Below are 21,441 nucleotides of genomic sequence, written 5' to 3' on the forward strand. Positions count from 1 at the left end.
ATCCCTTTCGTCAGTCGATCGGGCAAAATTTACATGCTTCACGAAGTTGTGAAAGAAGTGTAGCTTACCGGCCATGACATCCGCGATATCCGTGTCGGGCCTGGTGAAGATCTTCGGCCCGACGCGTGCACTGGACGATCTCCACCTGGACGTCCAGACCGGTGAGGTGCACGGCTTCCTGGGCCCGAACGGCTCCGGCAAGTCGACGACGATCCGGATCCTGCTCGGCCTGCTGCGTGCCGACTCCGGTACCGCGCGGCTGCTCGGCGGCGACCCGTGGAAGGACACCGCGGCCCTCCACCGCCGCCTCGCCTACGTCCCCGGCGACGTCAACCTCTGGCCCAACCTGACCGGTGGCGAGGTCATCGACCTGCTCGGACGGCTCCGCGGCGGCCTGAACAAGGCCCGCCGCGCGGAGCTCCTGGAGCGCTTCGAACTGGACCCGCGCAAGAAGGGCCGCACCTACTCCAAGGGCAACCGGCAGAAGGTCGCGCTGGTCGCCGCCCTGTCGAGCGACGTCGAGCTGCTGATCCTCGACGAGCCGACCTCGGGCCTCGACCCGTTGATGGAGGCCGTCTTCCAGGACTGCATCAACGACGAACGCGAGCGCGGCCGCACCGTGCTGCTCTCCAGCCACATCCTCGCCGAGGTCGAGGCGTTGTGCGATCGGGTGAGCATCATCCGGAGCGGCCACATCGTCGAGACCGGCACGCTCGCCGACCTGCGGCACCTCACCCGCACGTCCATCTCCGCCGAGCTCGCCGGCCCGCCCAACGGCCTCGCGAGCCTCGCCGGCGTGCACGACCTCGTCGCCGAGGGCAACCGGGTCAGGTTCGAGGTCGACTCGGACAAGCTCGACCCGGTCCTCAAGCAGCTCGTGGCGACGGGCGTGCGCACGCTGACCTCGCAGCCGCCGACGCTGGAGGAGCTGTTCCTGCGCCACTACGAGGACGCGAAATGATCGGCACCGGGAACCTCGTGCGGCTGGCGTTGCGCCGCGACCGGATCCTGCTGCCCGTCTGGGTGCTGTTCCTCGTCGGCGTCACGTACTCGACGACGACCGCGCTCGAGGAGCTGTACGGCACCGCCGAGTCGCGGGCTCTGCTCGGCGTCACCGCGAACGCGAACTCCGCCTTCCTCGCGATGCTCGGACCGCTGCACGACTGGTCGTCGCTCGGCGGCCTGGTCGTGTGGCGCTGGGGCGTCTTCTCCGGCCTGTTCATCGCGATCATGGCCATGCTGGTCGTCACCCGGCACACGCGCGCAGAAGAAGAAGCGGGCCGCACGGAGCTGATCGCCGCCACGGTCGTCGGACGGCACGCGCCGCTCGCCGCCGCGGTGATCGTCGCGGGCGGTACGAGCCTGCTGATCGGTCTCCTGCAGGCGCTGGCACTGATCGGCAAGGACCTCGACTCCGCGGGCGCGGTCGCGTTCGGGCTGTCCACCGCGTCGGTCGGGCTCGTGTTCACCGGCGTCAGCGCGCTCACCGCGCAGCTCTCGGAGAACTCCCGCGTGTCCAACGCGATCGCGGGCGGGTTCCTCGGTGTCACCTACCTGCTGCGCGCGGCGGGCGACGCGGCGGGGGAGTCGGGGCCGCAGTGGCTGACCTGGCTCTCGCCGATCGGCTGGACCGAGCACGTGCGGTCGTTCGCGGACAACAGGTTCTGGGTGCTGCTGCTCCCGCTCGCGGCGTTCGTCCTGCTGGTGGGTGCCTCGTCCGCCATCGTGAGCCGCCGCGACGTGGGCCTCGGCCTGCTCCCCGCACGGCTCGGGCCGCCGCAGGGCACGATCAGCAGCCCGTTCGGGCTCGCGTGGCGGCTGCAGAAGGGCTCGCTGATCGGCTGGTCCGTCGCGCTGTTCGCGGTGGGCGTGATCTACGGCAGCGTCGCGCAGGCCGTCGGGCAGATGGTGCAGGACAACCCGACGCTCGGGCAGATCGTCAGCAAGATCGGCGGCGCCGACGCGATGGTCGACGCGTTCTTCGCGACCGTCACCCAGCTGCTGGGCCTGATCACGTCGATCTACCTCGTGCAGGCGATCCTGCGGCTGCGGTCGGAGGAGACCTCGTTCCGCGCGGAGCCGATCCTCGCCACTCCGGTATCGCGCTGGGGCTGGGTCGCGTCGCACGCGGTGTTCGCCCTGCTCGGCGGCGCGGTCGTGCTGGCGGCGTCCGGGCTCGGGCTGGGCCTGGTCCACGGCCTGCAGACCGGCGACGTGGGCACGGTCCTGCCGAAGATGCTCGGCGCGGCGCTGGTCCAGCTCCCCGCCGCGTGGGTGATCGCGGGCGTGGCACTGGTCCTGTTCGGACTGTTCCCGCAGCTCACCGGCGTCAGCTGGGCGGTGGTGTCGGCGGCGCTGGTGCTCACGCTGCTCGGCCCGGCGCTGCAGCTCGACCAGTGGATGATCGACGTTTCGCCGTTCACGCACGTCCCGAAGTACCCGGACATCACGTTCGGCCCGCTCGCCTGGCTCACAGCGGTCGCGGTGGTGCTCCTGGTGGCGGGGTTCGCCGGGTTCCGCCGGCGCGACCTGTCCACGTGACGATCGCGGGCACGGTGACGAGCAACGCCGCCGGGACGAGGAAGGCCGGCAGCGGGTGCGACTGGTAGAGCGGGACGAACGCCAGCGGGGCCGCGGCGGCGCCCATGAAGCGCAGTGACTGCACGACACTGACGCTGCCGCCCCTGTTGGCGCCCCCGCCCTGCAGCACCAGCGCGTTGAGACTCACCAGCACGCCCTGCGCGGCGGCTCCGGTCAGCGCCCACGCGATGACCGCGACCGCCGCGATCGGCGTCGTGCCCACCGCCGCGACGAGTCCCGCGCCGAGCGTGGCGCCGACGACGACGGTGGTCGCGGCACCGAACCTGTCGATGGCCTTGCCGATCTGCCGGGCCGTCAGGAACCCGACGACGCCGAAGCCGGTGAGCAGCAGCCCGCGTTCCCCGGCGCCGAGGCCGAACACGTCGTCCAGCCGGAACGCCACGAGGAACGACAGCCCGCCCAGACAGCCCCAGCAGACGAACGCGATGACGGCCGGCCGCAGCGTGCTCGGCACGAACGCGCTGCGCAGGCTCGCGTCGCGCTCCGGTTCGCCGTCCGTCTGCGGTACCCCGAGGATCGCGAGCCCGACGGCCACCACCGCGATCACGACGAACGCGAACCGCCAGTCGATCTCGGCGGTGAGTCCTCCGACGAGCGGCGCGGACGTCTGCCCGGCGGCCTGCATCGACCCGAACAACCCCAGAGCCCGCCCGAGCTTCTCCTTCGGCGTCGACGCGGCGATCACGGCCAGCAGCACCGGTGTCGTGAACGAGTTCGCCGCGCCCTGCAACGCGCGGGAGGCCAGCAGCACCTCGAAAGTCCAGGAGGTGGCGGCCAGCGCGGACGCGGCGGCGTAGGCGATGTACGCGATCCGGACAGTCCGTTGTGGACCCCAGCGCTGCGCGAGCGTGCCGGAAGCCAGCATCAGCACGGCGAACGGCACCATGTAGTACGTCAGCGTCGAGGCGGCGGACCCCGCCGAGCGGCCGAAGCTGTCGCCGATCTCGGGCAGGATCGAGGTGGTCACGGCGCCGCCGAACGGCCCGATCAAAGCGCCCGCGTACAACCCGGCGCGTGCCAACCGTCCCAACGGGCACCTCCGCCGCCCACCCTATTGCGGCGAGCGGCGGAGAACGCCGAAAAGTGGTTGTTGTCGCTAACTTTCTATCCGCCGATCCCGGCGGTGAACCCCTGCGTCCTGTCCTGCAGCCCCGAGAGGTTGCCCTGGAACGACTCCCTGACGTCGCTGACGGCCGTGTGAGGGCCGTTCTCCCCGAGGGAGTCGACGGAGGAGATGGGAGCTGCACTGGCGGGAGACACGGCCAACAGCACGCCGCCACCCGCAGCGAGACCGACAGCGATCTTGCGCACGAGAGACACGGTGGTTCCTGTCTGGAGGTGGATCTTGGTACCCATTCCTCGGCAGCGGGAAACCCCGGCTCGATCACTCGGAAGCGTGAAAAAGCCGTCCCGGCCCAAATGACCGGGACGGCTCCTGACCTGCGTGAAAGACCGTCAGCGGGTGAGATCGATCGGATCGTGGCTGCTGCTGCCCCGCGAGGTGTGCACCATGACCTTCCACGTGCCGACCTCGCCGCCCTCGGGCCCCGGCCACCACGCGGTCCACCACCCGGCGCCGGTTCCCGCCGTGATCACCTGACCGTCGGCCAGCGTGATCTCGACCTTGGTGACGTCGGGCCCCATCCGGCCGACGACCCGCGAGTACTGGTCGTCCCCGCTACCGCTCGAGCTCGACGTCTCGTACGTCACCCTGGCTCCGCTGAGAGGGGTGACCGGTCCGTTCGTGAGCGTCTGGTAGTTGAAGACCTTCTCGCCGATCGCCATGCACTCGGCGAGACCGTTGTCCTTCTTCAGGATCAGGATCGTCGCGATCCCGCGCTGTTCGGCCAGCACGACGTCCGTCGCCGCCGGCGCGCTCGCACCCCACTCCGAGGCGCACGCGCGAGCCTGGGGGAGCACCAGGTCGGAGCCGGGCTGTCCAGGGGTGGGGGTCCACTTCGCGAACGCCTCGTCCGTGGCGCCGGGCACGAGGGCGATCCCCGCCAGCACACCCGCGGCGACCGCGGCTCCGGCCAGTCCGACGACCGTCCGGCGCGACCAGGCCGAGCGCTCGGAGTCGTACGTGCCGCTGATGACGCGCTCGACGTGGGCGGTGGACCGGATCCACTCCACCTGGTTCGGCTCGCGGTCGCGGGCGGGGTCCAGGTCCTTCAGTTCGGTCATCACGCGCGCACTCCTGCTCGTTCGGGCATGGGGTTCAGGGCCTGTTCCAGTCGCTGCCGGGCGCGTGTGAGCCGCATCGCGAAGGTCGTGCGACGGCACCGGAGCACCACGGCGGCCTGGTCGGCGGTGAGGCCGTCGAACGCCACCAGCGCCAGCACCTCGCGGTCGGTGGCGCTCAACGTCCGCCAGGCGCGGACCAGGTCGAGGCGTGCCGCGACCTCGGCCGAGCCGTCCGGCACCAGCTCGTCGAACGACGACGCCACCCGCACGTCCAGCGCTCGTCTGCGCCGCAGCCCGCGGGTCTGGTTCGCCATGGTCCTGCGCGCCACCGCGAACAGCCACGGCCGGGCGTCCTGCGGCACGTCGCCGAGCCGCCGCCACGCGGTCAGGTAGACGGTGGAGACGACGTCCTCGGCCTCGGCGGGCGGCACCCGCCGTTCCACGAACCGCACCAGGTCCGGGTACGTCCGGCGGTGCAGGTCCCGGAACCGGTCCTCCCTGCTGCCAGGTGGAGATTCGCTCATGTCGTCCTCTCGGTCGTGACCCTTCACCTCCTACCTGTCCGGCAGGCCCGTGGCTGTCACACCCGGAAAACGAAGAAGGCCCCCGGCGGGGGCCTTCTCGGCAAGTCAGCGCGGACCGGTCGACGGCCAGCCCGGACCACGGCCGCGGCGGCGCAGGTAGCGCTCGAACTCCGCGGCGATGTCGTCGCCCGACGCCTCGGTGATCTGCAGCTCCGCGTCACCGCGCTCTTCGAGGGCCCGCACGTAGTTGCGCACGTCCTCGTCCTCGTCGGCCATCTCGGAGACCGTGCGCTCCCACTCCTCGGCCTGCTCCGGCAGCGCGCCGAGCGGGACCTCGATGTCGAGGACCTCCTCGACCCGGTGCAGCAGGGCCAGCGTGGCCTTGGGGGAGGGCGGCTGAGAGACGTAGTGCGGCACGGCGGCCCAGAAGGAGATCGCCGGGATGCCCGCCTGCACGCACGCGTCCTGGAACACGCCGACGATGCCGGTCGGGCCCTCGTACTTCGAGTGCTCCAGGCCGAACTTCTCGGCGGCGTCCGCGTCGTAGGCCGTGCCGGTGACCGGGACCGGGCGCGTGTGGGGCGTGTCCATGAGCAACGCGCCCAGCGTCACCACCGTCGTCACCCCGAGCGCGTCGATGTGGCCCAGCAGCTCGGCGGCGAACTTGCGCCACCGCATGTTCGGCTCGATGCCGTGCACGAGGATCACGTCCACGTCGGAACCGGGAGGGCGGCACACCGACAGCCGCGTCGTCGGCCAGTCGACCCTGCGCGTGACGCCGTCCACCATGCGCACGCTCGGGCGCGTCACCTGGAAGTCGTAGTAGTCGTCCGGGTCGATCTCGGCGAGCGGGGTGGCGTCCCAGGTGAGTTGGAGGTGCTCGATCGCGGTGCTGGCGGCGTCGCCTGCGTCGTTCCAGCCTTCGAACGCGCAGACCATGATCGGAGCCGTGAGCGGGATGCGCGGGTTCGAGGGGGTCGGGGATTCCTGGGACGGATCGTTCACGGCGCCAGACTACGGGTTCGGCCGGTCAACTCATCGTAGGCTTGGCCCATGCGTGATCGCGGAGCGTCGCCGTTGCTGGAAGCGCTGGTGAACCGGGTCGTCGTCGCTGACGGAGCCATGGGCACCATGCTCCAGGCCGCAGACCTCTCTCTTGACGACTTCAACGGTCTGGAGGGCTGCAACGAGATCTTGAACGTCACCCGTCCGGACGTCGTGAAGGCCGTGCACCGCGGTTATCTCGAAGTCGGTTGTGACGCCGTGGAGACCAACACGTTCGGGGCGAACCTCGCGAACCTGGCCGAGTACGACATTCCGGACCAGATCTTCCACCTGTCCGAACGCGGCGCGGCCCTGGCGCGCGAGGTCGCGGACGAGTTCAGCACGTCCGGACAGCCCCGGTTCGTGCTCGGCTCCGTCGGGCCCGGCACCAAGCTGCCGACGCTCGGCCACGCTCCCTATGCGACGTTGCGCGACGCCTATCAGGAGCAGTGCAAGGGCCTGCTCGTCGGTGGCGTGGACGCGATCATCGTCGAGACCTCGCAGGACCTGCTGCAGACCAAGGCGTCCGTCATCGGCGCCAAGCGGGCGATGACGGCGGAGGGCCGGTTCGTCCCGATCATCGCCCAGGTGACCGTCGAGACGACCGGCACGATGCTGCTGGGCTCGGAGATCGGCGCCGCGCTCACCGCGCTGGAACCGCTCGGCATCGACCTGATCGGTCTCAACTGCGCCACCGGCCCCGCCGAGATGAGCGAGCACCTGCGGACGCTCGCGAAGCACGCGCGCATCCCGTTGTCGGTGATGCCGAACGCCGGCCTGCCCGAACTGGGACCGCACGGCGCGGTGTACCCGCTGTCGCCGGAGGAGCTGGCCCAGGCCCTGGCCGGGTTCGTGCGCGAGTTCGGCGCGCGGCTCGTCGGCGGCTGCTGCGGCACGACGTCCGAGCACCTGCGCCAGGTGGCCGAGGCGGTGCGCGACCTGGGTCCGTCGTCACGCCGGCCTCGGCCGGAACCCGGAGTGTCCTCTTCGTACCAGGCCGTCCCGTTCAAGCAGGACGCGTCGGTGCTCATGATCGGCGAGCGCACGAACGCCAACGGCTCCAAGGCGTTCCGCGAGGCGATGCTGGCGGAGAAGTGGGAGGACTGCATCGAGATCGCGCGCGACCAGACGCGCGAGGGCGCCCACCTGATCGACCTGTGCATCGACTACGTCGGCCGCGACGGCGAGGCGGACATGCGCGCCCTGGCGGCCCGGCTGGCCACCGCGTCGACGTTGCCGATCATGCTCGACTCCACCGAACCGGGCGTGCTGCAGGCCGGTCTGGAGTGCCTCGGCGGCCGGTGCGCGGTCAACTCCGTCAACTACGAGGACGGCGACGGCCCGGACTCCCGGTTCCAGAAGATCATGCGGCTCGCCTCCGAGCACGGTGCGGCCGTGGTGGCGCTGTGCATCGACGAGGAGGGCCAGGCCCGCACCGCGGAGTGGAAGGTTCGCGTCGCCACCAGGCTGATCGAGGACCTGACGACGAACTGGGGCATGCGCGTCAACGACATCATCGTCGACTGCCTGACGTTCCCGATCTCCACCGGGCAGGAGGAGGTGCGCCGCGACGCCGTCGAGACGATCGAGGCGATCCGCGAGCTCAAGCGCCGTTTTCCCGCCGTGCAGACGACGTTGGGCCTGTCGAACGTCTCCTTCGGACTCAACCCGGCCGCGCGTCAGGTGCTGAACTCCGTGTTCCTGCACGAATGCGTGCAGGCGGGCCTCGACACCGCGATCGTGCACGCGTCCAAGATCGTGCCGATGGCGCGGATCCCCGACGACCAGCGCGCGGTGGCGCTGGACCTCGTGTACGACCGCCGCCGCGAGGGCTACGACCCGTTGCAGAAGCTGATGGAGCTGTTCGAGGGCGTCACGACGAAGTCGAACTCCGCCTCGCGCGCCGAGGAGCTGGCCGCGCTGCCGTTGTTCGAACGCCTGCAGCGCCGCATCGTCGACGGCGAGCGCAACGGCCTGGAGGCCGACCTCGACGCCGCCCTGGACGAGCGCCCGGCGTTGCAGATCATCAACGACACCCTGCTGGCGGGCATGAAGACCGTCGGCGAGCTCTTCGGCTCCGGCCAGATGCAGCTGCCGTTCGTGCTGCAGTCCGCCGAGGTCATGAAGACCGCCGTCGCGCACCTCGAACCGCACATGGAACGGTCCGACGACGGGGGCAAGGGCCGGATCGTGCTCGCCACGGTGAAGGGCGACGTCCACGACATCGGCAAGAACCTCGTCGACATCATCCTGTCCAACAACGGCTACGAGGTCGTCAACATCGGCATCAAGCAGCCGATCAGCACGATCCTGGAGGCCGCCGCGGAACACCGCGCGGACGCGATCGGCATGTCCGGTCTGCTGGTCAAGTCGACCGTGATCATGAAGGAGAACCTCGAGGAGATGAACTCCCGGGGTGTCGCCGCGCGGTGGCCGGTGTTGCTGGGCGGTGCGGCACTGACGCGCGCGTACGTCGAGAACGACCTGACGGAGATGTACTTCGGCGACGTCCGCTACGCGCGTGACGCGTTCGAGGGTCTGCGTCTGATGGACGCGATCATGGCCGCCAAGCGCGGGGAGACCCCGTTGGTGGATTCCGAGGCCCAGGCGAAGGTTCTGGAGCGCAAGGCCCGTCGCGAACGGTCGCTGCGCATCGCGGCGGCACGCAAAGCCGTTGCGGGGGAAGAAGAAGTCGTGACCGGCCGCTCCGACGTGGCGCCGGACAACCCGATCCCGGCGCCGCCGTTCTGGGACAGCCGGGTGGTGAAGGGCATCCCGGTCGCGGACTACAGCGCGTTGCTCGACGAGCGTGCGACGTTCATGGGCCAGTGGGGCCTGAAGGGCACGCGCGGTGACGGCCCGACCTACGAGGAACTGGTCGAGACCGAGGGCAGGCCACGGCTGCGCTACTGGATGGATCGCCTTGCCACGGAAGGTGTTCTTGCCCACGCCGCCGTCGTCTACGGCTACTTCCCGTGCGTCTCCGACGGCGACGATCTGATCGTTCTGGAAGAGCCCTCGGTGGACGCGGCCGAGCGCTTCCGGTTCGCTTTTCCGCGCCAGAAAAGGGATCGGCGCCTGTGCCTGGCCGACTTCTGGCGCGCGAAGGAGGCCGGAGAGGTCGACGTGATCGCGTTCCACCTGGTGACTATGGGCCAGCCGATCGCCGACTACGCGAACGAGCTGTTCGGCAAGAACGCGTATCGTGAGTACCTGGAAGTCCACGGACTGGGGGTCCAGCTCACCGAAGCGCTGGCCGAGTACTGGCACAAGCGGGTCCGCGAGGAGCTCGTGTGGCCCACCGGTGGCACCGTCGCCGCCGAGGACCCCGCCGACGTCGAGGAGTACTTCAAGCTCGGCTACCGCGGCGCCCGTTACTCGTTCGGCTACGGCGCCTGCCCCGAGATGGAAGACCGCAGGCGTGTCGTCGAGCTCCTCGACCCGTCGCGCATCGGGGTCACCCTGTCCGAGGAACTCCAGCTCCACCCGGAACAGTCCACCGACGCCTTCGTGGCGCACCACCCGGAGGCGAAGTACTTCAATGTCTGACCTGCACGCGGTTTTGTGGGACATGGACGGGACGCTGCTGGACTCCGAGAAGCTGTGGGACATCCCGCTCTACGAGTACGCGGAGAAGCTCGGCGGCGTGCTGACGCTCCACACCCGTGAGCGCATGGTCGGCAGCAACGTGCCCACCACGATGCGCCTGCTGTTCGCCGACGTCGGCATCGAGCCCACCGAGGCGGACATGGCCGACGGAGCCGCGTGGATCTCGCGCCGCACCGAGGAGGTGTTCCGCGCCGGTCTGCCGTGGCGTCCGGGCGCGCAGGAGGCTCTGAAGGCCGTGCGTGCTTCGGGCGTGCCGATGGCGTTGGTGACGTCGACCGAGCGGTCGCTGACCGAGGTGGCGCTGGACACGATCGGGCGGGACCTGTTCGACGTGACCGTGTGCGGGGACGAGGTGGACGGGCTGAACAAGCCGCTGCCCGAGCCGTACCTGAAGGCGGCGCGGCTGCTGGGCGTGGACGCCGCCCGGTGCGTGGCGATCGAGGACTCGCCGACCGGTGTCGCCGCCGCGGTGGCCGCCGGGTGCACCGTGCTCGTGGTGCCGTGCGACGTCGAGGTCGAGGCGGGGGAGCGGCGGGTGTTCCGCGACTCGCTCGTCGGCGTGGACGTCGAGGTCCTGAAGGCGCTCTAGGGCCGCACCCGCCGCCAGCGGAGCCTGGCGTCGTCCGCGATGTCCGTGAGCATCGCGAACAGGCTCGGCCAGAGCGAGGGCAGCCGGCTGCCCTCGTCCACGTCCCACTCGCGGACGCACCCGGACTCCGGACCCGGACGTTCGTCGATGAACAGGTAGTCGCCCATGCCGGCCGCGGCAATCGGGACGAACTCCTCGAGGAATGTTCCCGACGTCGTTCCCGCTGGGAATCCTCCGGGGACAACGGGGTTTACCGCGCCGGGATCAGGTTCTCGGCGCCGGCGGGACGCCAGAGACCAGTTGCCCCGGGAGCGGCCGTGATCTGGTCGAAGGTGCGGGATGCGTTGACGCGCAACCCGTTGTGGATGCGTTCCCGCGGTTGGGTGTGCGGGGTGGCCTCGCGGCCACCCCGCACCATCACGCGACTGCGGCCTTCTCGGAGGCCTTGACCCTGCGCGTGGCCGGGTCGACCAGCAGGCCGAACACCACGCCGAGGCCGACGTAGAGCGTGGCGAGCTGGGCGAGCGAGCTGAGGCGGAACTGCCACAGCACGTTCACCGGCATGTCCGCGGGGATCGTGTCCGGCGGCGCGGGGAACGCCAGCAGCACCACCGCGGAGGCCGCGGCCACCGCGAGGAGCACGACCGTCGTCCGCACCGGCTGAGACTGGGCGCGCAGCTGCTCGGCGAGCCAGCTGGCGGCCCACACGATCACCAGGCCGGCCACCACCACACCGAGGTAGAGCGCGGTCCGGTAGTTCACCGTCTCCGGGTCGCCCACGGCGGGCGGGTTGGCCGGGTACTTGAGCCACGGCAGCAGCGCCACGGCACCGAACACCGCGGCACCGAACGTGAAGCTGCGGCTGAACGGCGTGCTGCCGGCGAACCAGCGCTTCGACAGCGCGTAGGCGGTGGCGAACACCAGGCCCACGGCGATGCCGACGATCACCACGCCGAGCATGCCGCCCACGACCTGGGCGCCGCGGCTGACGAGCTCGTCCTCGCCACCGTGCGAATGGCCGGTTTCCTCACCGGCGGGTGCGCGAGCCTCCTCGACCGCGAGCGCGGCGCGGATCGGGATCTCGGTCACCAGGAGCTGCACCAGCGCGGAGGCGACACCGGCGATACCGCCGGCCGCGACTCCGCGCAGCGCAAGGGACTTGTACGTCGTCATCTGCTTGATCGGGGGAATGGGATCAGTGGCAGGGGACGCCGAGGGCGTGACGGCCGTCGTGGAAGAACTCGTGCAGCAACTCGGAACCCGCGCCGAGCGCGAGACCGTTCTCCTGCAGGACCAGGTACGTGACGATCAGGCCGAGCACAGAGACGGCGAAGGCCCATTTGGGCACGCGGACGGCGGACAGGCTTGCTGCGGGGCTCGTCATGACGGGCTCCTCCATACCTCGTGGAAGGTCAACTCTCCTTGCGGCGCCGCAGCCGGTCTCCTGACTCCCGGATCAACGCTGCCCCCGCGTCTTCCCAGTCCCGGCGGGGACCAGTGACGTGCTCGGCGGGGATCGCTTCCCGGTCACAGTGGCGAGGACCGCGCCGGATTCTCACCGGCTTCCCGTCACTGCGGCGGGTGCACCGTAAGTTGAGCGGCACGTTAAGCACAACCGGCCATAAGAGTTGTTGCGTTCCTCACTTCACGAGTGGGCAGTCACCGCACTTCCCACCTGCGGCGACGCGGTAATAGAGACAACACGACCGACGCCGGAACGTGACCTCGCCGGGAAAAGTCAGGAATTCTCCCGCCTGTTCGAACGGCGGTGCGCTCATGAGCCGTTCGCCGCGTTCTTCCGCTTCCTCGGCGGTGAGCATGCGTGCGCGCACAACCATTTTGAGCGCGCCCGCGACGTTCGACATCGCGTTGCCCCAGAGCAGCCCGCGCGCCACCGGGACCTGCGCGTGGACCGCCTCCACCACGGGCGCGAGGGCCTCGGCGGCGGGCGGGCCGAGGCGTGGCTGGTCTATGCGGACGCTCAGGCCGTCCGTGACGTGGTGCCGCCACCACAGGTTCTCCGGCCGCACGTCGATCGGGATGTTCGCGGCCGTGAGAGGGCTGAGCAACCGGGCCGTGTAACTGAGGAAGAACAGGCTGGCGGCGACGCGTGGTTCTTCCGCTTTGTACCGAATCGCGATGGCGTCGATCGTGTTCTTGAGAGCGGGTCCTTCGAGAAGCGCTGTTCCCGGCAGCCAGGACTCGTCCGGACGGCCCACGTCGAGAGCGAAGAACGGGTTGATCCCGCGCACGCGGCGCAGTGCTTCGAGCACCTCGGCGAACTCAGACACAGAAGTTCACGCTACCGGGTGTCCATGCAGGACAGATCACGTCCACGGCCTGGGACAGATGCGACCGCGGTGTGGACGGGGGTCAGCGGGATGGGAGGATGTCGTGCCGTGAAGACCTTCGATTCCCTGTTCGCTGAACTGACCGAACGAGCCGCCACCAAGCCGGAGGGTTCCGGCACCGTCGCTGCGCTCGAGGCCGGGGTCCATGCGCAGGGCAAGAAGGTCCTGGAGGAGGCGGGCGAGGTCTGGATCGCCGCCGAGTACGAGTCCGACGAGAAGCTCTCCGAGGAGATCTCGCAGCTGCTCTACCGCCTCCAGGTGCTCATGCTGGGCCGTGGGCTCACCCTCGAAGACGTCTACAAGTACCTCTGACGGAAGACTTTCACATGCTGCGCGTAGCAGTCCCGAACAAGGGTGCGCTCGCTGAACGCGCCTCCGCCATGCTCACCGAAGCGGGCTACCGGCAGCGGCACGAGCCGCGCGACCTGACCGTGCTCGACAACAACAACGAGGTCGAGTTCTTCTTCCTGCGTCCCAAGGACATCGCGATCTACGTGGCGTCCGGCGACCTGGACCTCGGCATCACCGGCCGTGACCTGGCCGCCGACTCGGGCGCCGACGACAACGGCAACTCCGTCGAGGAGCTGCTGGCACTGGGCTTCGGGGGGTCGACCTTCCGTTACGCGGGGCCTCGCGGCACCGACTGGAAGGTCTCCGACCTCGAAGGCAAGCGCCTCGCGACCGCGTACCCGAGGCTCGTGGGGCGTGACCTCAAGGCCCGTGGCATCACCGCCAAGGTGATCCGTCTCGACGGTGCCGTGGAGATCTCGATCCAGCTCGGCGTGGCCGACCTGATCGCCGACGTGGTGGGCTCCGGCCGCACCCTGCGCCAGCACGACCTGGTGCCGTTCGGCGAGCCGATCTGCGAGTCGGAGGCGGTCCTCATCCACCGCAACGGCTCGGAGGTCACGGCCGCGAAGAAGCAGCTCACCGCCCGCTTGCAGGGCGTCGTGTTCGCGCAGCAGTACCTGATGCTCGACTACGACTGCCCGCGGACGCTCCTCGACGCCGCGATCGCGCTGACTCCGGGCCTGGAGTCGCCGACCGTCGCGCCGCTGGCCAACCCGGACTGGGCGGCCGTGCGGGCGATGGTGTCGCGCAAGGAGGCGAACAAGGTGATGGACGAGCTGGCCGCGATCGGTGCCAAGGCCGTGCTGGCCTCGGACATCAGGTTCTGCCGGCTGTGATCACGGAGCACGCCGTGCTCGACGTCCTGCCGGGCTCCGAGCAGGACTTCGAGTGGGCGTTCGGCGAGGCGCGGGAGCTGATCTCCGCCTCGCCGGGCTTCCGCGGTCTCGAACTGCTGCGGTGCCTGGAGACGCCGGCGCGCTACCTGCTGCTCGTGCGCTGGGACTCCGTCGAAGCGCACACCGTGGGCTTCCGGCAGGGGCCGTCGTACGAGCGGTGGTCGTCGCTGCTGCACCGCTTCTACTCGCCGTTCCCGGTGGTGTCGCACTACGAGAGCGCGCTGAGCACCTCTTCGTCCGTGGTCTGATCGAAGCTCTCGTACCAGCGGCTGACCGAGCCGAACTGCTTCGGCGTGAGGACGGCGACCACCCGCGTCCTGAACGTCTCGAGCGACTCCCTCGCCGCCACCGGGACGGCCAGGGTGACGCTCCTCGGTGCGCGCTGGGCGATCCAGTGGAGTGCCGCTCTGGCGGTGACGCCGGTGGCCAGGCCGTCGTCGACCAGGATCACGTCGCGGTCCTCGAGGGTGAGCGGTCTGTCGCCTCGGTAGAGGGTCGTTCGTCTTCTGGCTTCTTCGCGTTCCTCGTCGCAGGTGCGGCCCAGTTGTTCCTCGGTGAGGTTCAGCGCTCTGAGAACCCTCGGGTCGTAGATGGGCTCGCTGTCCGCGGTGACGGCGCCTACGCCGTACTCGGGGTGGCCTGGGGCGCCGATCTTGCGGGCCACGACCACGTCGAGTTCGGCGTCGAGGTGGGCGGCCACTTCCTTCGCCACCGGGACGCCGCCTCTCGGGAGGCCCAGGACCAGGGGATCGTGCCAGGGGAGGTCGGCGAGTCGCGCTGCCAGGGCGCGGCCCGCTTCCTGCCGGTTCGCGAACCTCTTCACGGTCTCGCTGACGCTACGCGCACTTCGTCCGCGGCGGCGATCCGGAAGACGGGTGGTGCCGGTCGCCGGCGTGACCGTTCAGAGCAGCCGAACCGCGCCGGTTTCCGACACCGCGCAGATCGTCGTCCGCAACACCGCTCGCAGCCTGGCCGGAGCGCGCAACGCCGCCCGCGACGATCGCGGCTCGTCTCGGACCACTAGGCGCTGTCCTGCAAGTCTCGTCAGGCGACAGTAGCGGCCGAGGGCTCCGGAGGCGGCACCGCCGCAACGCCCGAATACGCCCGGTATGAGGGCGTGGCGGCAGCACCGCCTCAGGGTCTCTCGCCCGCGCCTCTCACCGAACGAACTTGGAGGACAGCGCCTAGCCGTAGCGCGCGGTGTGATCGTCCACCTCGCCCTGGCGGCAGAGGATCCGTCCGTACGCGGTGTGGATGTCGAGGCCGGTGTCGCGGACGGCCTCGACCACCCGGCCTTCGGTGTCGAGCCATGCGTGGAACATCCGCACCACGATCGCTTCGTCTCCGCGCACGGCCGCCTCCCGGCGTCAGCGTTCGCGCACGAACAGCGCCTGTGCCGTCGACCCCACCGGCCCCTCCACGTCGTGCACCACGCTGGTCGCGAGCCCCACCCCGTCCGGCCCGATGGTCGTTCGCGCGTCCATGCCGACCCACTCGCCGACGGGGCGCCGGTGCAGGTGGACGGTCAGATCGGTGTTGATGGCGTACCACTTGCGAATGTCCACACGGGACGAGACGCCGCTCGCCGAGTCGACCACGGCGAACAGGCGCTCCTCCGGGGAGGGCAAGGAGCCCTCGACCACGGCCACCCGCGGGCGGGCCCAGACCTGGGCGTCGCCCGGCGTGAAGATGCCGCCGGACACGGAAAGCCACTCGACGGCGGCGAGGTAGCCGCCGCCCCAGTGCTCCGGGATCTCCATCGGTACCGCGGACTCCGGCGGTGCCAGGGCGGAGGCCTCGCCGCCCGCCACGGACGTCGTGTCCGAGCCGACGATGCGCCACGCCCGCGCCGTCAGCACGGGACGGCCCTCACACGACAGGGAGGCTGCCAGCAGTTCCACCGAGCGGCCGGGGCGTTCGACCGACGTGGACACCGTCAGGTCGGCCACCGGGACCGGGCCCAGCACCTCGAACGTGACGCGCGCCAAGGCGGACGACGGGTTGCCCAGGGCGAGCAGGGAGCGCACCAGCAGCGCCGAGGGCGGACCCAGGTGCTGGCTGTCCGGGCCCCACGGCCCGACGGTGTGCTGCGTCGAGCGGAACGTGCCGGCGCCCAGGGGCTGGTAGAAGGCCTCCATCAGTCGCGGTCCTGGAGGGTCTCGGTGTCGTCGGGCTCGGGCCAGCCCGGGTAGGGCGGCGGGGTGCCGTCGAACGCCGGGCAGAACGCCTTGTGGTCGCAGTAGTCGCACAGGCGGCCCGGGTTGGGGCGGAAGTCGCCCGTCGGCGCGGCACGCATGATGGCCTGCCAGATCGCGTCGAGGGTGCGCTCGAAGCGGGCCAGCTCGCCCTCGTCCGGCGTGTAGGCGAGGGCCTGGCGGTCGGCCAGGTACATCAGGCGCAGCTGGCGGGGGACGACGCCGCGCAGCTTCCACAGCACCAGGGCATAGAACTTCATCTGGAACAACGCCTTCGCCTCGCCCACCTCGCGGGGCGCGGCGCCGGTCTTGTAGTCCACGACGCGGATCTCACCCGTCGGGGCGACGTCCACCCGGTCGATGTAGCCGCGCAGCAGCACTCCGGACGGCAGCTCGGACTCCACGAGGAGCTCGCGCGACTCCGGCTCGAAGCGCGTCGGGTCCTCCAGGCCGAAGTAGCCGTCGAGCAGCTTCGTGGCGGACGCGAGCCACTCCACCTCCTCGGCGCTGCCCGGAACCTCGAACAGGGACGCGAACTCCGGGCGCTCGGCCTTCACGCGCTCCCAGGCCGGCTCGATCATCGAGCGCGCTCGGTCGGGCACGCGCTCGGCGGCGGGCAGCGCGAACAGGTCCTCCAGCACCGCGTGCACCACCGTGCCGCGCACCTGCGCCTTCGTCGGCTTCTCCGGCAGCCGGTCGACCGCGCGGAACCGGTAGAGCAGCGGGCACTGCTTGAAGTCCCCTGCCCGGGAAGGCGAGAGCGCGGGCCTGCGCAACGTGGTGCTCATGGTTCGCACCCTAGGACAGGGGTCTGACAATCCCGGGAGCGCCACCTCCCGGACGGGCCGCCGGTGCACCGAACCGCGAGATCACACCACCCCCTCTACAGTTCTCCCGTGGCCGCGCGGATCAGTGATCGAGTGGGCGGCCTGCTGCTGTTCCGGGTGGCGGGCATCCCGGTGTTGCTCGCGCCGTCGTGGTGGATCGGCTCGGCGATCGTGGTCGCGTTCTACGCGCCGTTCGTCGACGACCTGGCCCCCGGCACGCCTCCGGGCATCGGTCTGGTGATGGCCGTGCTGCTCGCCCTCTTCCTCGGGATGTCGGTGCTCGCGCACGAGCTCGGGCACTGCGTCGTGGCGCTGCGGCTCGGCCTGCCGGTCAGGAGGGTGCACCTCTTCCTGCTGGGCGGGTCGACCGAGATCATGCGCACGCCCGGCAAACCCGGCCACGAGGGCGCCGTCGCCGGTGCCGGGCCGATCGTGTCCATCGGGCTGGCGATCGTGTTCGGCCTCGGCGCGATGGTCATGCGGCAGGACGGCGTCGTGTGGGTGCTGGTCTTCCAGCTCGCCGCCGCGAACGCCGCCGTCGCGATCTTCAACCTCCTGCCCGGCCTGCCGCTCGACGGCGGCCGGATCGTCAGGGCGGGCGTGTGGGCCATGACGGGCCAACGGGCGATGGGCACGCGTGTCGCCGTCGTCGGCGGTATCGCCGTGGCCATCGCACTGGTGGCGTGGGCGCTGTACGGCGTCGCGGAAGGTGCCCAGGACCGTTGGCTGCGCTTCGGCGTGTGCGTGCTGACGGCGTGGGGAGTCGTCGTCGGCGCGAGAGGCGAGCTAGCCAGCGAACGCCGCCGCACCTGGCCCGCCGGTGTGACGCTCAACGACCTGATCCGCCCGGTGCTCCAGCTGCCGGCGGAGAGCCCCGTCGCGGACGCGCTGAGCACCTCGGCCGGACGGGGCGTGGTGCTGGTGCGCGCGGACGGCGTCGCGGCCGGGCTGCTCGACACCGAGGCGGCCGAGAGGCTCGCCGCGGCAAGCCCCTTCGCGCCCGCGGAGCAGGCGGCCGAGCCGATCCTGCCGGAGACCGTGCTGCTCGCCGACGAGCCCGGCGAGGAGATCGTCGAACGCGTCCAGGGCACCGCCGCGTGGCAGTTCCTCGTCGTCGACCTGGAGGGCCGCCCGGCGGGCGTGCTGCGCAGGGAGGACCTGCGTGCGGCCATTGAGAAGGGCGTTTGACACCATTGCGCGGTGATTAGCGCAAGTGGACCGTTCCAGCCGGGCGACCGGGTTCAGCTCACCGACCCCAAGGGACGGCACTACACGGTCGTTCTGGAGCCCGGCAAGGAGTACCACACCCACCGCGGCGCCATCCCGCACGACCTGCTCCTCGGGCAGCCGGAGGGGTCCGTGGTGCAGTCGGTGGGCGGCACGAACTTCCTGGCGCTGCGCCCGTTGCTGCCGGACTACGTGCTGTCGATGCCGCGTGGCGCGCAGGTGATCTACCCGAAGGACGCCGCGCAGATCTGCATGTACGGCGACATCTTCCCGGGCGCGCGCGTGCTGGAGGCGGGTGCGGGCTCCGGAGCGCTGTCGTGCTCGCTGCTGCGCGCGGTGGGGGAGAAGGGCAGCGTCCAGTCCTACGAGGTGCGCGACGACCACGCGGTCCACGCCATCCGCAACGTGGAGACGTTCTTCGGCGAGCGTCCCGGCAACTGGTCGATCACCGTCGACGACGTGAAGAACCACGAGGGCGAGGTCGACCGGGTCATCCTCGACATGCTCTCGCCGTGGGAGGTCCTGCCCACGGTCGCCAAGAACCTCATCCCCGGCGGCGTCCTCGTCGTCTACGTCGCCACCACCACGCAGCTCTCCGTGGTCACCGAGGCGCTGCGCGAGATGACGTGCTGGACCGAGCCCCACGCGTGGGAGACGCTCGTCCGCCCGTGGCACGTCGTCGGTCTCGCCGTGCGCCCGGAGCACCGGATGATCGCGCACACCGCGTTCCTGCTGACCACGCGCAGGCTCGCGGAGGGCGTGACGGCGCCGAAGCCGCAACGCCGTCCCAGCAAGGGCTGACGCCACGACGCAGAGGGCCCCGCACTTCGGTGAAGTGCGGGGCCCTCGCCATGTCGTGCCGGCGACTACCTGGTCGTCGGGATCTTGATGTCCTTCGACAGCGTGCAGATCTTCCAGTCGCCCGACACCTTCTTGAACTTCAGGTCGGAGTCGAGGGTCTCGGTCTTGCCGCCGTACTCGCCGCTGATGGTGAACGTGACGGTGGCCTCGTCGCCGGAGATGGTCGAGCTCTTGTACGTCATCTTCGGCACGGGCAACTTCTTGGCCTGCTCGGCCAGCTTCTTCTGCTCGGGGGTCAGCTTCTTCTCGATCTCGGCCGCCTCGTCGAGCATCTCCTTGCAGGCCATCGACTTGGCCTTGCTCTCGTTCTTGGAGGTGACCACGTCGACGTACTCCTCGGCGAACGCCTTGAGGTCCGCCTCGTCACCGCCCGAGCCCGAGTCCGAGCTCGACGGCGAGCTGGAGTTGCTGGAGTCGTTGCCGGAGAGCAGCACGGCCGTCGTGACACCGCCACCGACGAGGACCAGCACGCCGACGATCACGCCGACGACGAGGCCGGTGTTGCTCTTCTTGGGCGGCGGACCGCCGAACCCGCCGGGCTGGCCGTACGGCTGCTGGCCGTAGGGACCGGGCTGGCCGTACTGACCGGGCTGGCCGTAGGGCTGCTGGCCGTACGGACCCTGCTGGCCCTGCTGCGGGAAGCCGCCGCTCTGCGGGCCCTGCTGGCCGAACGGGTCCTGCTGGGGCTGGCCGTACTGGCCGGGCTGCGGCCCGTGGCCGGGAGGCGGCTGCTGGCCGTAGCCCGGCTGGGGCGGCTGACCGGGCTGGGGTGGCTGGCCGGGCTGCTGCCCGTACCCCGGCGGCGGCTGCTGGCCGTAGCCGGGTTGCTGGGGCGGCTGCTGCCCGTAGGGTCCCGGTTGCTGTGGCGGGTAGGTCATCGAAGTTCCCCCGAAGAATGTGTGCGGATCCGGCTGCAGGTCACTTGGGCGGCTGGACCTGGAGAGACTCCGACGCGAGCGTGCAGTACTTCCAGTCGCCGGAGATCTTCTTGAACTTGACCTCGGTGTCGGTGACCTTGCTCTGGCCGCTGTAGGACATCTCGATCTTGACCTTCACGGTCGCCTGGTCGCCGGACACGGTCGCGTCGCCGACCGTCACCTTGGGCTTGAGCGTCTTGGACAGCTCCTCGGCCGCCTTCTGCTGCTCGGCGGGGAGCTGCTTGAACTTCTCCTGCAGCTCCTTGGCCTCGTCGATGACCTCCTTGCAGGCGAGCTTCGAGGCCTTGTCGATGTCGTTGTTGATCGCGAAGTACTCCTTCGCGACGTTCTTGACCTCGGCCGCGTCGCCACCGCCCGCGCCGGAGTCCGGCGCCGAGGTGCTCGAGTCGCTGGAGTTGCCGCCGGCGAACAGGACCGCCGCCGTGATGCCGCCGCCGACGAGCACCAGGACGCCGACGACGACGCCGACGATCAGGCCGGTGTTGCTCTTCTTCGGCGGGGGACCGCCGAAGCCGCCGGGCTGGCCGTACGGCTGCTGACCGTAGGGCTGCTGGCCCTGCTGACCGGGCGGCTGCTGACCGTACTGGCCCGGTTGCTGGCCGTACTGCCCCTGCTGCTGACCGTACTGGCCCTGCTGCGGGAAGCCGCCGCTCTGCGGCCCCTGCTGGCCGAACGGGTTCTGCTGGGGCTGGCCGTACTGCTGGCCGTGGCCGGGTGGCGGCTGCTGGCCGTACCCCGGCTGGGGCTGCTGGCCGTGACCCGGCTGCTGCCCGTAGGGCCCGGGCTGCTGCGGCGGGTAGGTCATCGAAACTCCCCGATCCGGAAGAGGTGATCTATCACTGGACATTGTGGTGCTTCGCCGTGTAGCCCGCGTACGAATGGGATCTATCGACACGCACGAGTGGTTATGCACACGGTCTGAAGTCGCGCTGGAGTTGCGTTCCGGCCACGCGAAGGCCGTGTCTGATAACGATTGTGGCAACTCCACCGGGAATCGAGCGCGATGCTCTGCGCTGTCGGGGTGGTGCGCCGGTCGCGTCGGCGGAACCACCCGGTTGGCCGCACGCCCTCCGGTCGGAACGGAGGCCTGCTCGAGAAGGGCCTCCGAGGGGCACGGACGGGGTGGGTTGCGGTGCGTGACCACCGAACGGACCAGGCGCTGGTCCACCTGGTGGGACGACGGCGGATCGCCGCCCGTCGCCGGGGCGTGAGCCGTACCAGGCGTGTCCACCGTCGCCCGAGCG

24 protein-coding genes and 1 riboswitch are annotated in these 21,441 nt (G+C 70.3%); of the genes, 9 read left to right on the forward strand and 15 right to left on the reverse strand.

Going from position 1 to position 21,441, the window contains the following annotated elements; genetic code table 11:
* The first annotated feature begins 73 nt into the window (after nucleotides 1-73).
* Nucleotides 74-961: an ABC transporter ATP-binding protein gene (locus tag ACWF7A_RS15545; protein WP_452251112.1), complete on the forward strand. Its 888-nt coding sequence runs from the start codon at nucleotides 74-76 to the stop codon at nucleotides 959-961.
* The gene (locus ACWF7A_RS15550; RefSeq protein ID WP_452251113.1) at nucleotides 958-2,541 is read left to right on the forward strand and encodes an ABC transporter permease; all 1,584 of its coding nucleotides are present in this window, start codon (nucleotides 958-960) and stop codon (nucleotides 2,539-2,541) included. The genes ACWF7A_RS15545 and ACWF7A_RS15550 overlap by 4 nt, the downstream gene beginning before the upstream one ends.
* Here ACWF7A_RS15550 and ACWF7A_RS15555 read toward each other — a convergent pair.
* The 5 genes from ACWF7A_RS15555 to ACWF7A_RS15575 all read right to left on the reverse strand — a co-directional run bounded on the left by ACWF7A_RS15555 (nucleotide 2,471) and on the right by ACWF7A_RS15575 (nucleotide 6,314).
* Nucleotides 2,471-3,631 carry an MFS transporter gene (locus ACWF7A_RS15555; RefSeq protein WP_452251114.1) on the reverse strand — a complete coding sequence of 387 codons (1,161 nt, stop codon included), beginning with the start codon at nucleotides 3,629-3,631 and terminating at the stop codon, nucleotides 2,471-2,473. The two genes, ACWF7A_RS15550 and ACWF7A_RS15555, sit on opposite strands and share 71 nt — an antisense overlap.
* Before the next feature lie 74 nt (nucleotides 3,632-3,705).
* Nucleotides 3,706-3,912 (reverse strand): hypothetical protein, encoded by a 207-nt coding sequence (locus ACWF7A_RS15560; protein WP_452251115.1) that lies wholly within the window; start codon nucleotides 3,910-3,912, stop codon nucleotides 3,706-3,708.
* Between the two features lie 144 nt (nucleotides 3,913-4,056).
* Nucleotides 4,057-4,785, reverse strand: coding sequence for a hypothetical protein (locus ACWF7A_RS15565; protein ID WP_452251116.1), 729 nt, complete (start codon nucleotides 4,783-4,785; stop codon nucleotides 4,057-4,059).
* Complete coding sequence (locus tag ACWF7A_RS15570) at nucleotides 4,785-5,309, reverse strand: RNA polymerase sigma factor (RefSeq protein ID WP_452251117.1); 525 nt, start codon at nucleotides 5,307-5,309, stop codon at nucleotides 4,785-4,787. Before ACWF7A_RS15570 ends, ACWF7A_RS15565 begins: the two co-directional genes overlap by 1 nt.
* A 105-nt stretch (nucleotides 5,310-5,414) precedes the next feature.
* A complete protein-coding gene (locus ACWF7A_RS15575) occupies nucleotides 5,415-6,314 on the reverse strand; it encodes a PAC2 family protein (protein WP_452251118.1) in 900 nt (299 codons plus the stop codon).
* A gap of 48 nt (nucleotides 6,315-6,362) precedes the next feature.
* Here ACWF7A_RS15575 and metH point away from each other — a divergent pair, with 48 nt between their 5' ends.
* Both metH and ACWF7A_RS15585 read left to right on the forward strand, forming a co-directional pair.
* Complete coding sequence (gene metH / locus ACWF7A_RS15580; RefSeq protein ID WP_452251119.1) at nucleotides 6,363-9,902, forward strand: methionine synthase; 3,540 nt, start codon at nucleotides 6,363-6,365, stop codon at nucleotides 9,900-9,902.
* A complete protein-coding gene (locus ACWF7A_RS15585; protein WP_452251120.1) occupies nucleotides 9,895-10,551 on the forward strand; it encodes an HAD family hydrolase in 657 nt (218 codons plus the stop codon). The genes metH and ACWF7A_RS15585 overlap by 8 nt, the downstream gene beginning before the upstream one ends.
* Here ACWF7A_RS15585 and ACWF7A_RS15590 read toward each other — a convergent pair.
* The 4 genes from ACWF7A_RS15590 to ACWF7A_RS15605 form a co-directional block, all read right to left on the reverse strand.
* The gene (locus ACWF7A_RS15590; protein WP_452251121.1) at nucleotides 10,548-10,718 is read right to left on the reverse strand and encodes a hypothetical protein; all 171 of its coding nucleotides are present in this window, start codon (nucleotides 10,716-10,718) and stop codon (nucleotides 10,548-10,550) included. The genes ACWF7A_RS15585 and ACWF7A_RS15590 overlap by 4 nt on opposite strands.
* A 250-nt stretch (nucleotides 10,719-10,968) precedes the next feature.
* Nucleotides 10,969-11,724, reverse strand: a complete 756-nt coding sequence (locus ACWF7A_RS15595) for a CbtA family protein (RefSeq protein WP_452251122.1) — start codon at nucleotides 11,722-11,724, stop codon at nucleotides 10,969-10,971.
* 22 nt (nucleotides 11,725-11,746) lie between these two features.
* Nucleotides 11,747-11,935, reverse strand: a complete 189-nt coding sequence (locus ACWF7A_RS15600; protein WP_093588538.1) for a CbtB domain-containing protein — start codon at nucleotides 11,933-11,935, stop codon at nucleotides 11,747-11,749.
* A 33-nt stretch (nucleotides 11,936-11,968) separates the two neighbouring features.
* Nucleotides 11,969-12,143: riboswitch (cobalamin riboswitch) on the reverse strand.
* A 48-nt stretch (nucleotides 12,144-12,191) separates the two neighbouring features.
* Nucleotides 12,192-12,842 (reverse strand): (2Fe-2S)-binding protein, encoded by a 651-nt coding sequence (locus tag ACWF7A_RS15605; RefSeq protein ID WP_452251123.1) that lies wholly within the window; start codon nucleotides 12,840-12,842, stop codon nucleotides 12,192-12,194.
* A gap of 108 nt (nucleotides 12,843-12,950) precedes the next feature.
* Between ACWF7A_RS15605 and ACWF7A_RS15610 the strand changes: the two genes are divergently transcribed.
* From ACWF7A_RS15610 to ACWF7A_RS15620, 3 genes are read left to right on the forward strand one after another with little or no spacing between them, the layout of a single operon-like run.
* On the forward strand, nucleotides 12,951-13,214 hold the full coding sequence (locus ACWF7A_RS15610) for a phosphoribosyl-ATP diphosphatase (protein WP_089912086.1): 264 nt from the start codon (nucleotides 12,951-12,953) through the stop codon (nucleotides 13,212-13,214).
* Nucleotides 13,215-13,228: 14 nt separating this feature from the next.
* Nucleotides 13,229-14,089: an ATP phosphoribosyltransferase gene (gene hisG / locus ACWF7A_RS15615; RefSeq protein WP_452251124.1), complete on the forward strand. Its 861-nt coding sequence runs from the start codon at nucleotides 13,229-13,231 to the stop codon at nucleotides 14,087-14,089.
* Entirely contained in the window at nucleotides 14,086-14,397 is a 312-nt protein-coding gene (locus ACWF7A_RS15620; protein ID WP_452251125.1) for an antibiotic biosynthesis monooxygenase family protein, read from the forward strand. Before hisG ends, ACWF7A_RS15620 begins: the two co-directional genes overlap by 4 nt.
* Here the strand turns inward: ACWF7A_RS15620 and ACWF7A_RS15625 are convergent.
* The 4 genes from ACWF7A_RS15625 to ACWF7A_RS15640 form a co-directional block, all read right to left on the reverse strand.
* The gene (locus ACWF7A_RS15625; protein ID WP_452251126.1) at nucleotides 14,358-14,972 is read right to left on the reverse strand and encodes a phosphoribosyltransferase; all 615 of its coding nucleotides are present in this window, start codon (nucleotides 14,970-14,972) and stop codon (nucleotides 14,358-14,360) included. The genes ACWF7A_RS15620 and ACWF7A_RS15625 overlap by 40 nt on opposite strands.
* Nucleotides 14,973-15,333: 361 nt before the next feature.
* Nucleotides 15,334-15,501, reverse strand: a complete 168-nt coding sequence (locus ACWF7A_RS15630) for a hypothetical protein (RefSeq protein ID WP_452251127.1) — start codon at nucleotides 15,499-15,501, stop codon at nucleotides 15,334-15,336.
* 15 nt (nucleotides 15,502-15,516) lie between these two features.
* Nucleotides 15,517-16,290 carry a thioesterase family protein gene (locus ACWF7A_RS15635; protein ID WP_452251160.1) on the reverse strand — a complete coding sequence of 258 codons (774 nt, stop codon included), beginning with the start codon at nucleotides 16,288-16,290 and terminating at the stop codon, nucleotides 15,517-15,519.
* Nucleotides 16,287-17,132, reverse strand: a complete 846-nt coding sequence (locus ACWF7A_RS15640; RefSeq protein ID WP_452251128.1) for a RecB family exonuclease — start codon at nucleotides 17,130-17,132, stop codon at nucleotides 16,287-16,289. Before ACWF7A_RS15640 ends, ACWF7A_RS15635 begins: the two co-directional genes overlap by 4 nt.
* 108 nt (nucleotides 17,133-17,240) lie before the next feature.
* Between ACWF7A_RS15640 and ACWF7A_RS15645 the strand changes: the two genes are divergently transcribed.
* Nucleotides 17,241-18,359 carry a site-2 protease family protein gene (locus tag ACWF7A_RS15645; RefSeq protein ID WP_452251129.1) on the forward strand — a complete coding sequence of 373 codons (1,119 nt, stop codon included), beginning with the start codon at nucleotides 17,241-17,243 and terminating at the stop codon, nucleotides 18,357-18,359.
* Nucleotides 18,360-18,374: 15 nt separating this feature from the next.
* A complete protein-coding gene (locus ACWF7A_RS15650) occupies nucleotides 18,375-19,199 on the forward strand; it encodes a tRNA (adenine-N1)-methyltransferase (RefSeq protein WP_452251161.1) in 825 nt (274 codons plus the stop codon).
* A gap of 65 nt (nucleotides 19,200-19,264) precedes the next feature.
* Here ACWF7A_RS15650 and ACWF7A_RS15655 read toward each other — a convergent pair whose 3' ends face one another.
* Together ACWF7A_RS15655 and ACWF7A_RS15660 are read right to left on the reverse strand one after the other, a co-directional pair.
* Nucleotides 19,265-20,137: an Rv0361 family membrane protein gene (locus ACWF7A_RS15655; RefSeq protein ID WP_452251130.1), complete on the reverse strand. Its 873-nt coding sequence runs from the start codon at nucleotides 20,135-20,137 to the stop codon at nucleotides 19,265-19,267.
* A 40-nt stretch (nucleotides 20,138-20,177) separates the two neighbouring features.
* Nucleotides 20,178-21,002 carry an Rv0361 family membrane protein gene (locus ACWF7A_RS15660; protein ID WP_452251131.1) on the reverse strand — a complete coding sequence of 275 codons (825 nt, stop codon included), beginning with the start codon at nucleotides 21,000-21,002 and terminating at the stop codon, nucleotides 20,178-20,180.
* Nucleotides 21,003-21,441 lie beyond the last annotated feature (439 nt).

It is taken from the genome of Lentzea sp. NPDC055074, from assembly GCF_053608005.1.

What these genes read in the sequence shown, in the direction of transcription:
- ACWF7A_RS15595 (WP_452251122.1), bottom strand. Translation starts at nt 11,724, where the DNA reads ATGACGACGTACAAGTCCCTTGCGCTGCGCGGAGTCGCGGCCGGCGGT.
- ACWF7A_RS15550 (WP_452251113.1), top strand. Translation starts at nt 958, where the DNA reads ATGATCGGCACCGGGAACCTCGTGCGGCTGGCGTTGCGCCGCGACCGG.
- ACWF7A_RS15640 (WP_452251128.1), bottom strand. Translation starts at nt 17,132, where the DNA reads ATGAGCACCACGTTGCGCAGGCCCGCGCTCTCGCCTTCCCGGGCAGGG.
- ACWF7A_RS15590 (WP_452251121.1), bottom strand. Translation starts at nt 10,718, where the DNA reads ATGGGCGACTACCTGTTCATCGACGAACGTCCGGGTCCGGAGTCCGGG.
- ACWF7A_RS15570 (WP_452251117.1), bottom strand. Translation starts at nt 5,309, where the DNA reads ATGAGCGAATCTCCACCTGGCAGCAGGGAGGACCGGTTCCGGGACCTG.
- metH (WP_452251119.1), top strand. Translation starts at nt 6,363, where the DNA reads ATGCGTGATCGCGGAGCGTCGCCGTTGCTGGAAGCGCTGGTGAACCGG.
- ACWF7A_RS15545 (WP_452251112.1), top strand. Translation starts at nt 74, where the DNA reads ATGACATCCGCGATATCCGTGTCGGGCCTGGTGAAGATCTTCGGCCCG.
- ACWF7A_RS15585 (WP_452251120.1), top strand. Translation starts at nt 9,895, where the DNA reads ATGTCTGACCTGCACGCGGTTTTGTGGGACATGGACGGGACGCTGCTG.
- ACWF7A_RS15660 (WP_452251131.1), bottom strand. Translation starts at nt 21,002, where the DNA reads ATGACCTACCCGCCGCAGCAGCCCGGGCCCTACGGGCAGCAGCCGGGT.
- ACWF7A_RS15655 (WP_452251130.1), bottom strand. Translation starts at nt 20,137, where the DNA reads ATGACCTACCCGCCACAGCAACCGGGACCCTACGGGCAGCAGCCGCCC.
- ACWF7A_RS15565 (WP_452251116.1), bottom strand. Translation starts at nt 4,785, where the DNA reads ATGACCGAACTGAAGGACCTGGACCCCGCCCGCGACCGCGAGCCGAAC.
- hisG (WP_452251124.1), top strand. Translation starts at nt 13,229, where the DNA reads ATGCTGCGCGTAGCAGTCCCGAACAAGGGTGCGCTCGCTGAACGCGCC.
- ACWF7A_RS15600 (WP_093588538.1), bottom strand. Translation starts at nt 11,935, where the DNA reads ATGACGAGCCCCGCAGCAAGCCTGTCCGCCGTCCGCGTGCCCAAATGG.